Origin of the sequence: Variovorax sp. TBS-050B (assembly GCF_029893635.1) — a bacterium.
GTDB lineage: Bacteria > Pseudomonadota > Gammaproteobacteria > Burkholderiales > Burkholderiaceae_C > Variovorax.
This window is the reverse complement of sequence record NZ_JARXYR010000002.1, coordinates 578089-592876: the sequence shown is the minus strand read 5'-3', so window position 1 is coordinate 592876 and position 14788 is coordinate 578089. Positions and strand designations below refer to the sequence as shown.

Below are 14788 nucleotides of genomic sequence, written 5' to 3'. Positions count from 1 at the left end.
CGCGTGGCTTCGCTCGAAACTCCGTCTTCCGACCCTCCACCGCCGGAAGCCGCCATGCCGGCGGCGCGGCCGGCCGCCATTCTGGTGGTGGACGATCACGACCTGCTGCGGCTGGGCGTGTGCGCGCTGGTCCAGGCGCAGGCGGCCTCGCAGGGGGCCGGCATCGAGGTGTTCGAGGCCGGCAATGTCGCGGACGCACTGGCGCTCTACGACAAGCACCGCGCGTCCATCAGCCTCGTGCTGCTGGACCTCGCGCTGCCGGACGCGCGCGGCCTCAGCGGCCTGGCGGAATTCCGCCTGCGCCATCCGGCGGCGCGCATCGTCGTGCTGTCGGGCACCGGCAACACCTCGCTGGCGCAGGGGGCGCTGGCGATGGGGGCGAGCGCCTTCCTGCCGAAATCGGCCGACCTGAAGGAAGTGGTGGGATTCATCCGCGCCTGCGGCCTGCTCGGCGGCCAGCCGACCGAGATGCCGCCCTCGTCCGCCGCGCCGTCGCGTACCGCCGGTGCGGCGGCCGATCTTCCCCATGCCAGTGCCTGGCAGGAACTCACGCCGCGCCAGATGCAGGTGCTGCAGTGGGTGCTCGAGGGCAAGGCCAACAAGGAAATCGCCCAGCTTGCCAATCTCAGCGAAGGCACGGTCAAGAACCACGTCTCGACGATCCTCCTGCTGTTCGGCATGCGTTCCCGGTCCCAGCTGATCAGCGCGCTGCATTGAGCACGGTCGCCGTTCCGATCGATCCGGCGGCCGACACCGTGCTCGGCCAGCGCGTCCTGCGCGAACACGTCTCGTCGGTGTACGAGACCTACAGCGCTTCGACGCTGACGCACTTCGGCTTCGTGGCGGTGTTCGGCGGCATCATCTTCTCGCAGCTCGGCGACCCGCGGCTGCTGTTCTGGATGGCGGGGCTGATGCTCGCCGACGTCTACGTGTTCTTCACGCCGCGCTGGAACCCCTCGCGCCCGGCGGCCGAAAGTCCGTACTGGGCGCGCAAGATCACGCGGCTGGTCACGCTCGTCAGCATGGTCACGGCGGTGGTGCCGTGGCTGATCGTGCCGACGGGCAACCTGCCGATGACCTCGCTGCTGATGGCGGTGATCGTGGGCAGTTGCGCGCGCGCGGCGCAATCGCTCTGGCCGCTGAAGGCGGCGCTCTTCGGCTACACGCTGCCCATGTCGCTGGGCCTGATCGCGGCGCTGGCCTGGCAGGGCGACGGGTTGCACCTGTTCCTCGCGGCGGCTGGCGCGGCCTACCTGACGCTCACGCTGCATGCGGGCATCCGCCAGCACCGGCTGCTCACCGAGTCGCTGATGCTGCGCTTCGAGAACGAGGCGCTCGCGAGCCGGCTCGGCGAGCAGATCGCCGCCACCGAGCGCGCGAGCAGGGAGAAAAGCCGCTTCCTGGGCGCGGCGAGCCATGACCTGCGCCAGCCGCTGCATGCGATCGCGCTCTTCGGCGCCGCGCTCGAGAACGAGCTGCGCGGCAGGCCGGAGAGCCGGAACGCCGAGCGGCTGATGCGTGCCGTGAACGCACTGGGCGCTTCGCTGGACACCATGCTCGACATCTCGCGGCTCGACGCCGGCGTGATCACGCCGGCGTTCCAGGCGGTGCAGCTCGATGCGCTCTTCCTGCCGCTCAACCACACCTTCTCGGCGCAGGCGGATCAAAAGCAGCTCCAGCTGCGCGTGCGCGCCAGCGGCCTGTGGGTGCGCAGCGATCCGCAGCTGCTGCACCGCATGCTTTCCAACCTGGTGGACAACGCGCTCAAGTACACCGTGCAGGGCGGCGTGACCGTCACGGCACGCAGGCGCCAGGAGATGGTGTGGATCGAGGTGCGGGACACCGGCATCGGCATTGCGCCCGAACAATCGATGCGCATCTTCGAGGAGTTCTATCAGGTCGACAATCCCGGCCGCGACCGCTCGCGCGGGCTCGGCATCGGCCTGTCGATCGTGCAGCGCCTCTCGCGGCTGCTGGGGCATCCGGTGGAGATGCATTCGCGGCCCGGCCGCGGGACCCACTTCCGCGTGGTGCTCCCCGCGATGAGCGCGCAGCCGGCTTCGCCGCCCGGGCTGCTGGCGGCCGGCCTGGCCGAGGGCCGCCAGCAGGCGATGCGCCGCGCCGCTTCCGCGCTGCCCGCGCGGGTGCTGCTGCTCGACGACGAGTCGGACATCCGGGAGGCCATGACCGGCCTGCTGCGCTCGTACGGCGTCGATGCGTCCGCGGTGGAGGACGAAGCCGGCGCGGCCGCCGTGCTGGAACAGGCCCGGCGCGAAGCACGGCCCTTCGACCTGCTGATGTGCGACTACCGGCTGGCCGACGGCGCCGACGGGCTCGACGTGGGCCTGCGGCTCTGCCGGGAGGGCCGCGGCGGCGCGGCCGCCTTGCCGCTGCTGCTCGTGACCGGCGAGACCTCGCCCGATCGGCTGCAGCGCGTCCGCGAATCGGGCATTCCGGTGCTGTTCAAGCCCGTCGGCGCCGACTCCCTGCTGCACGCGATGAAGCAGGCGATCGGCGCCGAAGCCGCGCAAAAGTAGTGCTTTGGGATGCGTTGCCGGCAGTAGCTGCTGCTTGCCCGCATGGCTCGTGACTTTAGGCACTGGTGACCGCCCGGCCCGCCACGTACCTTCGCCTCCTCATTGACACAGGAGGGTATCCATGAAATTCAAGCCAGTCGCGGTGGCCGCGGCAACCGCCGTCATGTTGACGTTGACGGCCTGTGGTGGAGGCGGCGGTGGGGGCGGAGGCGGTGGATTCATGCTGCCACCGCCGCCACCCCCACCACCGCCCCCGCCGCCTTCACCGCCGCCCCCGCCGCCGGCGCCCGCGCCCGCTCCGGCCACGCAGACCTTCATGTACGAGCAGTTGCCGTTCCCCGCCGACGCGGACGCTTTCCAGGCTGCGCTCGCGCAGCAGGGCGCGCGCGGCTTCCGCTATCTCGGCCCGCTGAGTGCCGGCAGCGCGGTACCGCCGGAAAGCGGCGACGTCTACGTGAAGTACGCCGATGCGACCTACAGCTACGAGCTGAAGAACCCTGCCGACGCGGACGCGTTCCTGGCCCAGGCCAACGAGGCCGGCGCGCGCGGCTTCCGGTGGGGCGGCCTCGTGATGGTCAACGGCAGCTTCCTGCACATCTTCCGCAAGGACGGCGACGCGCCAAGCACCTACAGCTATCGCGCGGAGCCTCCTGCAGCCACCAAGGCGGACTACCTGGCCCAGGCCAACGCACAGGGTGCGGAGGGCTATTACCCCTCGGTGCCCATGTTCCAGTTCGGTGTCTCGGCGAGCCGCGCGATCTACGAGAAGAACACGTCCGGCAGCGCGATCTACGCGACGGAGCTTGGCGAGGTTCCCGGCAGCGCCAGCGATGCCATGGCCCAGTTCGAGGAACGAGGTTCCCGCGGTTTCCGTTTCCGCGGCCTGTACGGCTTCTCGGACGGGACCGTCCATCTGTATGTGAAGGACACCTCGCAGGCGGCCACCTTCAACTACCAGGCGCTCGAACCGCAAGCCGGCATGGCGGCGCTCATCGCGCAGGCCAACGCCCAGGGCGCGGCGCATTTCGGCCTCATCGGGCCGATCTTGCTGCCGGGCGGCACGGCCACCAGTCTCTACTTCAAGCCGAACGGCTGCGCCGGGTCCCTCATGTGCGTGCCCGCCGGGCCGTTCGGACTCTGAGGCGAAGGAAAGAGCGCCACGGCGCCGGCGGAAGAAACGCCGCCAGTGAAACAAACGGCCCCGTACGGGGCCGTTTTTTCATCCGAGCAGCGCCTGCGCGAACTCGCGCGCGTCGAAGGTCTCGAGATCCTCGAGCTTCTCGCCCACGCCGATGAAGTACACCGGGATCGGCCGCTCGCGTGCGATCGCGCAGAGCACGCCGCCCTTGGCCGTGCCGTCGAGCTTGGTCACCACCAGGCCCGTGAGGCCCAGCGCCTCGTCGAAGGCCTTGACCTGGGCCAGTGCGTTCTGCCCGGTGTTGCCGTCGATCACGAGCAGCACCTCGTGCGGCGCCGTGCCGTCGGCCTTGGCGACCACGCGCTTGATCTTCCGCAGCTCGTCCATCAGGTGCAGCTGCGTCGGCAGCCGGCCCGCGGTGTCGACCAGCACCACGTCCTTGCCGCGCGCCTTGCCCGCATTGACCGCGTCGAAGCTCACGGCCGAGGGATCGCCGCCTTCCTGGCTCACGATCTCGACCGTGTTCCGGTCGGCCCACACCAGCAATTGCTCGCGCGCGGCGGCGCGGAAGGTGTCCGCCGCAGCCAGCAGCACCGAGGCGCCCTCGTTGGACAGGTGCCTGGTGAGCTTGCCGATCGAGGTGGTCTTGCCCGCGCCGTTGACGCCCGCCACCATGATCACGGTCGGTGTGAACCGGCCGATCACGAGCGGCTTCTCGAGCGGCCGCAGCAGGTCGGCGATCGCCTCGGCCAGCAGCCGCTTCACCTGCGCGGCGTCGGTGGCCATCTGGCGCTTGACGCGACCGCGCAGGTCGTCGAGCAGGTATTCGGTGGCCTTGACGCCGGCATCGGACATCAGCAGCGCCGCTTCGAGCTCCTCGTAGAGCGCATCGTCGATCTGCGCATTGACGAACACCGCCTGGATGCCGGTGCCGGTCTTGCGCAGGCCGGTCTTGAGTTTGTCGAACCAGCCCTTGCGCTCGGCCGTCACGGCGACTTCGGCGACGGGTGCGGGCGCGGGGGCAGGCGCTGGTGCGGGTGGAGGAACAACGGGCGCGGGCGCCGCGACAGGTGCGGGCGCAGGCGCAGGCGCAGCCGGTGGCGCCGGCACCGCGGCGGGCGGTTCCACCGGCGCAGCGGCGGGTGCCGGGGCCTCTTCCGCGGCCGGCTTCGCGCCGAACCAGCTCGAGGGCGAGAACACCGAACGCGAAGGGGCAGCCGCAGGCGCAGGCGCAGGCGCCGCAGCCGGCTCGGGGGCCGGTGCCGGCTCGGCGGCGGGGGCATCGGCGGGTGGTTTTTTCTTGAAGAAACTGAACATCGGGCGCTTTTTACAATCCGACCCATTCTATGAAACACCCCTCGCCACGCCGCGTTGCGTTCGGTGCGGTGCTGGCCATGGCGCTTTCGGCGCTCGGGGCCATGCCTGCCCGGGCGCAGTCCGCCCCGCCTTCCGATGCCCCTGCCACTGCCGCCCCGGAAGCGGCGTCCGCGCCGCGGCAGTTCACCCTGTCCAACGGCATGACGCTGCTCGTGCAGCCCGACCGGCGCGCGCCGACCGCGGTGCAGATGCTCTGGGTTCGCGTCGGTTCGATGGACGAGGTCGACGGAACATCGGGCGTGGCCCATGTGCTCGAGCACATGATGTTCAAGGGCACCAAGGACATCAAGCCCGGCGAGTTCTCGCGCCGCGTCGCGGCGCTGGGCGGCCAGGAGAACGCCTTCACCACGCGCGATTACACCGGCTACTACCAGCAGATTCCGGTCGGCAGCCTGGAGCAGGTCATGAAGCTCGAATCGGACCGCTTCGCGAACAACCAGTGGTCCGACGACGAGTTCAAGCGCGAGATCGAGGTGGTCAAGGAAGAGCGCCGCCTGCGCACCGAGGACCAGCCGCGCGCGCTGCTCGGCGAGCAGCAGAACGCGGCGATCTTCATGGCCTCGCCGTACCACCGGCCGGTGGTCGGCTGGATGAGCGACCTCGACGCGATGACGCCCGACGACGCACGCGCCTTCTTCCGCCGCTGGTACGTGCCCGCCAACGCCGCGCTGGTGGTGGCCGGCGACGTCGACGTGGCCAAGGTGCGCGCGCTGGCCGAGAAGTACTACGGCAGCATTCCCGCGCGCGCCGTGCCCGCACGCAAGCCGCGCACCGAGCCCGTCCAGCGCGGCATCCGCCGCATCGAGTTCAAGGCGCCGGCCGAGCAGGCGTACGTGTCGCTCGCCTTCCGCATTCCGCAGCTGGAGAACGGCATCGAGGGCACCAGCCCCGACGTGTGGGCGCTCGAGGTCCTCTCGGCCGTGCTCGACGGCTACACCGGCTCGCGCCTCGACCGCGCGCTGACCCAGGGCCCGGACCGCGTGGCCGATTCCGTCGGCGCCTACTCGGGCCTCGTCGGCCGCGGCCCGCAGCTCTTCACGCTGGTGGGCGTGCCCGCGCACGGAAAGACCGCCGAGGCGGTCGAGGCCGCGCTGCGCGCCGAGGTGGCGCGCATCGCGAAGGAGGGCGTGGGCGAGGCAGAGCTCGCGCGCGTCAAGACGCAGTGGGTCGCGAGCGAGACCTACAAGCGCGATTCGGTGATGGCGCAGGCGCGCGAACTCGGCAGCAACTGGGTGCAGGGGCTGCCGCTCGATGCCAGCGCGCGCATCGTCGCCAGGCTGCAGGCCGTGACGGCCGAGCAGGTGCAGGCGGTGGCCGCCAGGTACTTCGGCGACGACCAGCTCACGGTGGCCACGCTGCGGCCGCTGCCGCTCGAGGCCCGGCCGCGCGGCCGCGGTTTCGCCGCGCCGCAGGGCGAGTTGCGCTGAAAGGCCCGGAATCCATGAAAGCCATGAAGAACCTCCTGCGCGCCACGCTGTTCGCCGCCGTTGCCGCCCTCGCGGGCACCCATGCCGCCCAGGCCGCGTTGCCGATCGAGCACTGGAGCCTGCCGAGCGGTGCCCGGATCTATCTCGTGTCCACCCATGCGCTGCCCATCGTCGACGTGCAGATCGACTTCGATGCCGGCAGCCGGCGCGATCCGGCGGCGCAGGCCGGCCTCGCGAGCGTGAGCGCCACCATGGTCGAGAAGGGCGTGCGCGCCGGCCGGGACGGGGAGCCGGCGCTCGACGAGAACGCACTCGGCGAAGCCTGGGCCGACCTGGGCGCGCAGTTCGGCACCAGCGTGGGCAACGACCGCGCGAGCTACTCGCTGCGCACGCTGTCCGAACCGTCGCTGCGTGCCCGGGCGGTGGCGCTCGCGGCGCGCGAGATCGGCGAGCCGGCCTTCCCGGACGACGTGTGGCAGCGCGAGCGCGAGCGCATCGGCGCGGCCCTGCGCGAAGCCAACACGAAGCCCGGCACCATCGCGGGTCGCGCCTTCGCGCAGGCCGTCTACGGCAGCCATCCCTACGGGCTGGAGGTGACCGAGGCGACGCTCGCGCGCATCGACACCGCCGCCATGCGGCAGCGCTACGCGCAGCTCATCGTGCCGTGCCGCGCCAAGCTCAGCATCGTCGGCGCCGTGACCCGCGCCGAGGCGGAGGCCATGGCGACCGCGCTGCTCTCGCGGCTGCCGGGCCCCGAGGCCTGCACGCCGCTGCCGGCGGTCGCGCCGGTCGAAGCCCTGGCGGCGCCGAAGGACGAGCGCATTCCCTTCGCATCGGCGCAGGCCCATGTGCTGATCGGGCAGCCCGGCTACCCGCGCAAGGACCCGGACCACTTCGCGCTCACGCTCGGCAACTACGTGCTCGGCGGCGGCGGCTTCGTCTCGCGCCTGACCAACGAAGTGCGCGAGAAGCGCGGCCTGGCCTACAGCGTCTACAGCGGCTTTGCGCCGGGGCTCGATGCGGGCGCGTTCCGCGTCGGGTTCCAGACGCGCCCCGACCAGGCGGAGGAGGCCGTGAAGGTCGCGCGCGAGGTGCTCGCGAAGTTCGTGGCCGAAGGGCCGACCGCGAGCGAGCTGCAGGCCGCGAAGGACAACCTGATCGGCGGCTTTCCGCTGCTGCTCGACAGCAACCGCAAGCTCATCGGCAACGTGGCCAACATCGCCTGGTACGACCTGCCGCTCGACTACCTCGACACCTGGACCGCGCGCATGAACGCGGTCACCGGCGCCGAGGTGCGCGCCGCCTTCGCGCGCAAGCTGCAGCCCGCGCGCATGGCGACAGTGGTGGTGGGCGGCCAGTAGCGCCGGACGGCGCGGCCGGTTCAGCGCAACGCATGCGCGCCGCTGCGGGCGGCGGTGCGCACCGCGGCCTTGAGCCGCTCCAGCAGTGCCGGCGCCGCGCGCGCCTGCTGCCAGTAGAGCGGCACTGGCAGCATCGAGCCCGGCACCAGCTCCACCAGCGCGCCGCTTCGCAGCGCATCGGCCACCATGCTCAGCGGATGCATGCCCCAGCCCATGCCGGCGCGCGCGGCCTCGACGAAACCCTGCGCCGACGGCAGCCAGTGCCTCGGCGTCTCCACGCTGCGGTGGCAGATGCGCCGCACCCAGCGCGCCTGCAGCCGGTCCTTGCGGTCGAACACCAGGCTCGGCGCGCTGGCGAGCGTGCGCGCGCCCACGCCCTTGGCGAAGTGGCGCTCGACGAAGGCCGGGCTCGCGGCCGCCACGTAGTGCATGGTGCCCAGCGCTTCGCTGTTGCAGCCCGCCACCGGTTGCGCGAGCGCGGTCACCGCGGCCAGCACCGCGCCGCTGCGCAGGCGCTCGGCCGTGTGGTCCTGGTCGTCGACCGTCAGGTCGAGGAGGGCGGAGGCCTCCTGCCCCGCAAAGGCCGCGGCGGCGGCCATGAACCACGTGGCCAGGCTGTCGGCGTTCACCGCCACGCGCACGGTGACGCGCTCGGCCGCATCGCCGCCCATGCCGAGCGCGGGAAGCGCCTCGCGCAGTTCGTGCTCGAGCATGCCCACGCGTTCCACATGCCGGCAGAGCTGCTGCCCGGCCTCCGTGGCGACGCAGGGCGAACCGCGCACCAGCAGCGCGCCGCCCGTGCGCTCCTCGAGCAGCTTCACGCGCTGCGACACGGCCGAGGGCGTGACGTTGAGCGCCCGTGCGGCGCGCTCGAAGCTGCCTTCGCGCACGACCGCGGCGAGGGCGTTGAGGGCGGCATAGTCGAGCATGGCTGGTGAATTAGAAGAACTGAAGATGGCTTAGGAAGTTTAGTTTGAGTTAATCGGCGCCCAAGGGCAAGCTCCGCGCCATGTCGCTCGAACAAGTCACCCCCGCCTTCGCCAAACGGGCTCTTCATGAGCCTGGTGCTCATCGTCGCCATCGGCGCGCAGAACGCCTACGTGCTGCGCCAGGGCCTGCGGCGCGAGCACGTGAGTGCGGTGGTGCTGTTCTGCGCGGCGAGCGACGCGGTGCTGATCGGCGCCGGGGTGGCCGGCATGGCGCAGGCGCTGAAGGGCCGGCCGGAGTTCGCCGCCGTGCTCGCGGGGCTCGGCGCGCTGTTCCTCGGCGGCTACGGGTTGCGTGCGCTCTGGCGTTCGCGCAAGGCCGGGGCGCTGCGCACCGCGGCGCAGGGCGCATCGCTCTCGCGCGCGGCGGTGCTCGCGCAGGCGGCGGGCTTCACCTTGCTGAATCCCCACGTCTACCTCGACACGGTCCTGCTCGTGGGCGGCACCGGCGCGCAGTACGCGGGTTCGCTCAAGGCCTGGTTCGTCGCCGGCTCGGCGCTCGCGAGCGCGCTGTGGTTCTCGGCCCTGGGTTTCGGCGCGCGCTGGCTCGCGCCGGTGTTCGCGCGGCCGCGGGCCTGGCAACTGCTCGACCTGCTGATCGGCGGCACGATGCTGGTGCTCGCGGCGGCGCTCGCGCGCCGGGCGCTGCTCGGCGTCTAGGGGCTGTTGCGCGCGGCGGCGTTAAGCTCGCCGCATGCCCCAGCAGAAGACCCCCAAGGCCGAAGCCGGCCGCCGTCCCGCCGCTTCGCCCTCGCCGCGCGGCGCGCGGCCGCACGAGGTGCGCATCATCGGCGGCGAATGGAAGCGCACCCGGCTGGCGGTTGCCGACCGGCCCGGCCTGCGTCCCACGCCGGACCGCGTGCGCGAAACGCTGTTCAACTGGCTCGCAAGCCTGGCGGGTGCCGGCGGCGGCGAACTGCCGGGGTGGCACTGCGTCGATGCCTTCGCGGGCACCGGGGCGCTGGGGCTCGAGGCCGCCTCGCGCGGCGCCGCGAGCGTGCTGCTGTGCGAGCAGGACCCGGCACTGGTGGCGCAACTGCAGGCCATGAAGAACAAGCTCTCGGCCGAGGCCGTGCGCATCGAGCGCGGCAACGGCCTGAGCCTGCTCGAGCGGACGCCCGCGGGCAGCATCGATGCGGTCTTCCTCGATCCGCCCTTCGACGACGCCGCGCTCTACGAACCCGCGCTGGGCGCCGCCGCGCGCGCCGCGAAGGCCGAGGGCGTCGTCTACCTCGAAGCGCCGCAGCGCTGGAGCGCCGAGGCGCTCGCGGCGCTCGGCCTTGTTGAATTTCGTTACCTCAAGGCGGGCGCGGTGCATGCGCACCTGCTGCGGCATGCCGCGAACGGGGCTGCATAATCCGCCGACCAAGCCGCACCGGCTGCATGAGGAGGAAGCAACCATGGCCAGCAACGTGATCGCGGTTTATCCCGGCACCTTCGACCCCATCACCCTCGGCCACGAGGACGTGGTGCGGCGCGCGACGCAGCTGTTTTCCAGGGTCATCGTCGCGGTCGCGGCGGGCCATCACAAGAAGGCGCTGTTCTCGCTGCAGGAACGCATCGACATGGCGCGCGAGGCGGTGAAGCCCTACGGCGGGAGCGTCACGGTCGAGAGCTTCTCGGGCCTGCTGCGCGACTTCGTGGTGGCGCGCGGCGGCAAGGCCATGGTGCGCGGCCTGCGCGCGGTGACCGACTTCGACTACGAATTCCAGCTCGCCGGCATGAACCGTTCGCTGATGCCCGACGTCGAGACCGTGTTCCTGACGCCCAGCGACAAATACCAGTTCATCTCGAGCACCTTCGTGCGCGAGATCGCCATGCTCGGCGGCGAAGTCCACAAGTTCGTCTCCACCGACGTGGAGAAGCAGCTCGCGGCCAAGGTTCGCAGCATTGGTGAATAGGCTCTCCCCCAGGCTGCGCGCACTTCGTGTCGCTTCGCCAACCCCCTCGCCGGGGGCGACGCCTGTGGCCCGACGGAGCCGGTTCCGCGGTGTCTCGCGCCTGGGCAGTGCGCTGTTGCGAGCGGGTGTGACGTGAGCGGCATGTCCCTTCCCCGTCTGCATCCGCTGGGCGACGCGGCACTGCTGTGCGAGCTGCCCGCGCCGGCCACGCTCGCGCAGCAGCAGCAGATCTGGGCGCTCGGCGCAGAGGTGCAGCAATGGCCTGGCGTGGGCGAGGTGCTGCCCGGCATGAACAACCTCACGCTGACCTTCGACCCGACCGTCACCGGCATCGATGCGCTGATGCAGCGCGTGAGCGAGGCCTGGCCCGCGCTCTCGGTGGCCGCGGTGGAAGGCAGGACGGTGGAGATCCCCGTGGCCTACGGCGGCGAGCACGGACCCGATCTGGCCGACGTCGCGGCCCACACGAGGCTCACGCCGGCCGAGGTGGTGCGCCGCCACAGCGAGGCGGAGTACGTGGTGTACCTGCTCGGCTTCCTGCCGGGCTTCGCCTTCATGGGCGGGCTGCCGCCCGAGCTCGCCACGCCGCGGCGCGCGGAACCGCGCTTCGCGGTGCCGGCGCGCTCGGTCGGCATCGGCGGCGAGCAGACGGGCATCTACCCGCTGGTGTCGCCGGGCGGATGGCGGCTGATCGGCCGCACCCCGCTCGAACTCTTCGATCCGAAGGCCGAGTCGCCCACATTGCTGCGCCCGGGCGACCGCGTGCGCTTCGTCGTCGAGAGCGTGCAGACATGACGATGCTGGTGCTGAAGCCGGGCATGCAGGCCTCGGTGCAGGACCTCGGACGCCACGGGCATCGGCGCCTCGGCGTCTGCCCGGGCGGCGCGCTCGATGCGCTGGCCCTCACGCTGGCGAACCGGCTGGTGGGCAATGCGGACGGCGCGGCGGGCCTCGAGATCGCGATGGGCGGCTGCGAGCTGCGCTTCGAGACCGACACGCGCATCGCACTGACCGGCGACGGCTTCGGCGCCACGCTCGACGGCACGCCGGTCTGGCCCTGCTGGAGCATGCCGGTCGCCGCGGGGCAGACGCTGCGGCTCGCGGGCGCCAACCCGGCGGGCGCCGGCAAGGCGGGGCTGCGCAGCTGGCTGGCGGTGGCAGGCGGCATCGACGTGCCGCCCGTGCTCGGCTCGCGCAGCACCGACCTGAAGGCGGGTTTCGGCGGGCACGAGGGCCGGGCGCTGCGCAAGGGCGACCGGCTCCCGCTTGGCGCGGCGGCGCTCGATGCCGCGCAGCTGGCCCGGCGGCCCTTCGGCCTGCGCGGCCCGGCGTGGGACGACGCAGCGCCGCACGCCGACGACGGCGCCATCGCGCTGCGCGTGCTGCCGGGGCCGGAGTTCGAGCAGTTCACCGCGGCCTCGCAGGCGCTGCTCTGGCGCGAGCGCTGGCGCATCACGCCGCAGAGCAACCGCATGGGCAGCCGGCTCGCCGGCGCCGAACTCCAGCGCGCGCGCAACATCGACATGCTGTCGTCGGGCGTGATCCCCGGCACCATCCAGGTGCCGCCCTCGGGCCAGCCGATCATCCTGATGGGCGACGCGCAGACCACCGGCGGCTATCCGCGCATCGGCGTGGTGATCCGCGCCGACCTCTGGAAGCTCGCGCAGGCGCCGCTCGACGGCCGGCTGCGGCTGGTGCAGGTCGACATGGCCGCGGCGCTCGCAGCCTGGGCCGGGCAGCAGCGCTATCTCGCGCAGGTGGCGCAAGGCCTGGCGGCAGCGGGCTGGCCGCGGGCGGCATAGACTGTGCAAGCGGCGGCGCGGGTATCCGCCGAAGAAGGAAGAGACCCCATGCAAATCGACCTCAATGCCGACCTCGGCGAAGGCGCGGGCAGCGACGAAGCGCTGCTCGGCCTCGTGAGCTCGGCCAACATCGCCTGCGGCTGGCATGCGGGCGATGCCAAGACCATGCAGCAATGCGTGCGCTGGGCGCTGGCGCGCGGCGTGGCGATCGGCGCCCATCCGAGCTTTCCCGACCGCGAGAACTTCGGTCGCAGCACCATGCACCTGCCGTCTGACGAGATCGTGGCCAACGTGCTCTACCAGGTCGGCGCGCTGGCGGCGATCGTCAAGGCCGAGGGCGGCAGGCTTTCGCATGTGAAGGCGCACGGCCAGCTCTACAACCAGGCGGTGAAGGAGCCCGAACTCGCCGCGGCGCTGTGCGAAGCGGTGCGGCGCTTCGATCCTTCGCTGAAGTTCTTCGGTCTCGCGGGCAGCGGCATGATCGACGCCGCACGGCGCGCCGGCCTCACGCCGGTCGAAGAAGTGTTCGCCGACCGCGGCTACATGCCCGACGGCAGCCTGGTGCCGCGCAGCCAGCCCGGCGCGCTGATCGAGGACGAAGCGCAGTCGCTCGCGCAGACGCTCTCGCTCGTGCGCGACCGCAAGGTCACCGCCATCGACGGCAGCAGCGTGCCGGTCAACGCCCAGACCGTGTGCCTGCACGGCGACGGCGCGCATGCGCTCGCCTTCGCGCGCCGCATCCGCGAGCGGCTCGAGCAGGAAGGCATCGCGGTCCGCGCGCTGGCCTGAGACCGTGGCACGGCGCCCCTCGGTCCTGCTGACCGGCTTCGATCCCTTCGACCGCGAAGCGCTCAACCCTTCATGGGAAGCGGTGCATGCGCTCGACGGCTGGCAGTGCGGTGGTGCCACCGTGCATGCGCGCCGGATGCCCTGCGTGTTCGGCGATGCGATCGAGGCGCTGGGCCGCGCGATGGACGCGCTGCAGCCGCGGCTCGTGCTGTGCGTGGGCCAGGCCGGCGGCCGCGCGGAGATCACGCCCGAGCGCGTGGCGATCAACATCGACGACGGCCGCATTGCCGACAACGCGGGCCGGCAGCCGATCGACCGGCCCGTGGTGCCCGGCGGTCCGGCGGCGTACTTCTCGACCCTGCCGATCAAGGCCATCGTGCGTGACCTGCGCGCCGCGGGCATTCCGGCGTCGGTGTCGAACACCGCCGGCACCTTCGTCTGCAACCACATCTTCTACGGCCTGATGCACCGCATCGCCACGCACCCGGCGCCGGGCTTGCGCGGCGGCTTCATCCACATTCCCTACCTGCCCGAGCAGGCGGCGCGCTTCCCCGGCGCACCGAGCATGGCGCTCGCCACCATGACCGAGGCGCTGCGCGTGGCGGTGGCGACCGCGCTCGCCGTCGAGAAGGACGTGGCCGAGACCGGCGGTCAGCTCCACTGAGCCAGCCAGGCGGAGAGCGCCGCGTTCACGAGCGCGGGCTTCTCCATCGTCAGCATGTGGCCGCACTGCGGCACCCACACCACCTGCGCATGCGGCATCAGCGCCGCCATCTCGCGCGTGCAGTCGGGCGGCGTGAGGCGGTCGGTGTCGCCGCACATCAGCAGCACCGGCATGCGCAGCGACGGCAGATGCTGGCGTGCGTCCGGTCGGCGCATCACCGCGCGGTTCTGGTGGATGAGCTGCTGCGCGCCCGCGTCGAGCACGATCTCGAGGTAGCGCTGCACCAGGGCATCGTCGGCCGCCTGCGCCGGATGGAACGCGAACACGGTGTTGGGCTCGATCACGTCGCGCAGCTCACCGCGCGCGAAAAGGGCGATCGCGCTCTCGCGCAGCTCGGCCATCTCGGGTGTCTCGGGCCGGGCATTGGTGCCGAGCAGCGCAAGGCCGGCGATGCGGTCGGGCGCCTGCCGCGCGGCCTCCATCGCGACCATGCCGCCCATCGAGGCGCCGCAGAGCACGAGCATGCCGTCGTTGTCGCGCAGCACGGCCGCGGCCATCGCCTCGATGGTGTCGTGGCGCATGTGGGCGTCGCTCACGCGGGCTTCGAGCGCAGGCGGCAGAACGGGAAGCTGCGCTTCCCAGAGGCGCTCGTCGCAGGCGAGGCCAGGCAGCAGGACCAGGTGGGGCATGGGCCGGATTCTGCGCCATGGGCCGGCCGGCGCATATCACCTGGGCATCCCCTGCGCCGGCGCGCAGGTGGCGGCGCTGCAACAGACGGCGTCGGCCGGCGCCCGGGCGTCACGCCC

The 14788-nt window shown here is 71.9% G+C and carries 15 protein-coding genes; 12 read left to right on the top strand and 3 right to left on the bottom strand.

Features of this window, described 5'->3' with window-relative positions:
* Positions 1-54 precede the first annotated feature (54 nt).
* The 3 genes from M2165_RS05750 to M2165_RS05740 all read left to right on the top strand — a co-directional run bounded on the left by M2165_RS05750 (position 55) and on the right by M2165_RS05740 (position 3678).
* On the top strand, positions 55-717 hold the full coding sequence (locus M2165_RS05750) for a response regulator transcription factor (RefSeq protein ID WP_280813712.1): 663 nt from the start codon (positions 55-57) through the stop codon (positions 715-717).
* Positions 714-2537 carry a hybrid sensor histidine kinase/response regulator gene (locus M2165_RS05745; protein WP_280813711.1) on the top strand — a complete coding sequence of 608 codons (1824 nt, stop codon included), beginning with the start codon at positions 714-716 and terminating at the stop codon, positions 2535-2537. The genes M2165_RS05750 and M2165_RS05745 overlap by 4 nt, the downstream gene beginning before the upstream one ends.
* 316 nt (positions 2538-2853) lie before the next feature.
* The gene (locus M2165_RS05740; protein WP_280813710.1) at positions 2854-3678 is read left to right on the top strand and encodes a hypothetical protein; all 825 of its coding nucleotides are present in this window, start codon (positions 2854-2856) and stop codon (positions 3676-3678) included.
* 78 nt (positions 3679-3756) lie between these two features.
* Here M2165_RS05740 and ftsY read toward each other — a convergent pair whose 3' ends face one another.
* Entirely contained in the window at positions 3757-4992 is a 1236-nt protein-coding gene (gene ftsY, locus M2165_RS05735) for a signal recognition particle-docking protein FtsY (protein ID WP_280813709.1), read from the bottom strand.
* A 29-nt stretch (positions 4993-5021) separates the two neighbouring features.
* Between ftsY and M2165_RS05730 the strand changes: the two genes are divergently transcribed.
* Both M2165_RS05730 and M2165_RS05725 read left to right on the top strand, forming a co-directional pair.
* A complete protein-coding gene (locus tag M2165_RS05730; protein WP_280813708.1) occupies positions 5022-6479 on the top strand; it encodes a pitrilysin family protein in 1458 nt (485 codons plus the stop codon).
* Positions 6480-6502: 23 nt separating this feature from the next.
* Complete coding sequence (locus M2165_RS05725) at positions 6503-7840, top strand: pitrilysin family protein (protein ID WP_280813707.1); 1338 nt, start codon at positions 6503-6505, stop codon at positions 7838-7840.
* A gap of 20 nt (positions 7841-7860) precedes the next feature.
* On the opposite strand, the gene M2165_RS05720 is transcribed toward M2165_RS05725, so the two are convergent.
* Positions 7861-8769: a LysR family transcriptional regulator ArgP gene (locus M2165_RS05720; protein ID WP_280813706.1), complete on the bottom strand. Its 909-nt coding sequence runs from the start codon at positions 8767-8769 to the stop codon at positions 7861-7863.
* Between the two features lie 126 nt (positions 8770-8895).
* Between M2165_RS05720 and M2165_RS05715 the strand changes: the two genes are divergently transcribed.
* The 7 genes from M2165_RS05715 to pcp all read left to right on the top strand — a co-directional run bounded on the left by M2165_RS05715 (position 8896) and on the right by pcp (position 13982).
* Positions 8896-9486, top strand: a complete 591-nt coding sequence (locus M2165_RS05715) for a LysE family transporter (RefSeq protein ID WP_280813705.1) — start codon at positions 8896-8898, stop codon at positions 9484-9486.
* Between the two features lie 34 nt (positions 9487-9520).
* Positions 9521-10183: an RsmD family RNA methyltransferase gene (locus M2165_RS05710; protein ID WP_280813704.1), complete on the top strand. Its 663-nt coding sequence runs from the start codon at positions 9521-9523 to the stop codon at positions 10181-10183.
* Between the two features lie 43 nt (positions 10184-10226).
* Complete coding sequence (gene coaD, locus M2165_RS05705) at positions 10227-10727, top strand: pantetheine-phosphate adenylyltransferase (RefSeq protein WP_280813703.1); 501 nt, start codon at positions 10227-10229, stop codon at positions 10725-10727.
* Between the two features lie 141 nt (positions 10728-10868).
* Positions 10869-11522, top strand: coding sequence for a 5-oxoprolinase subunit PxpB (gene pxpB, locus M2165_RS05700; RefSeq protein WP_280813702.1), 654 nt, complete (start codon positions 10869-10871; stop codon positions 11520-11522).
* A complete protein-coding gene (locus tag M2165_RS05695; RefSeq protein ID WP_280813701.1) occupies positions 11519-12529 on the top strand; it encodes a biotin-dependent carboxyltransferase family protein in 1011 nt (336 codons plus the stop codon). The genes pxpB and M2165_RS05695 overlap by 4 nt, the downstream gene beginning before the upstream one ends.
* Positions 12530-12577: 48 nt before the next feature.
* Entirely contained in the window at positions 12578-13318 is a 741-nt protein-coding gene (gene pxpA, locus M2165_RS05690; RefSeq protein ID WP_280813700.1) for a 5-oxoprolinase subunit PxpA, read from the top strand.
* Positions 13319-13322: 4 nt separating this feature from the next.
* The gene (pcp, locus tag M2165_RS05685) at positions 13323-13982 is read left to right on the top strand and encodes a pyroglutamyl-peptidase I (RefSeq protein ID WP_280813699.1); all 660 of its coding nucleotides are present in this window, start codon (positions 13323-13325) and stop codon (positions 13980-13982) included.
* On the opposite strand, the gene M2165_RS05680 is transcribed toward pcp, so the two are convergent.
* Positions 13970-14671: an alpha/beta fold hydrolase gene (locus tag M2165_RS05680; RefSeq protein WP_280813698.1), complete on the bottom strand. Its 702-nt coding sequence runs from the start codon at positions 14669-14671 to the stop codon at positions 13970-13972. The two genes, pcp and M2165_RS05680, sit on opposite strands and share 13 nt — an antisense overlap.
* Positions 14672-14788 lie beyond the last annotated feature (117 nt).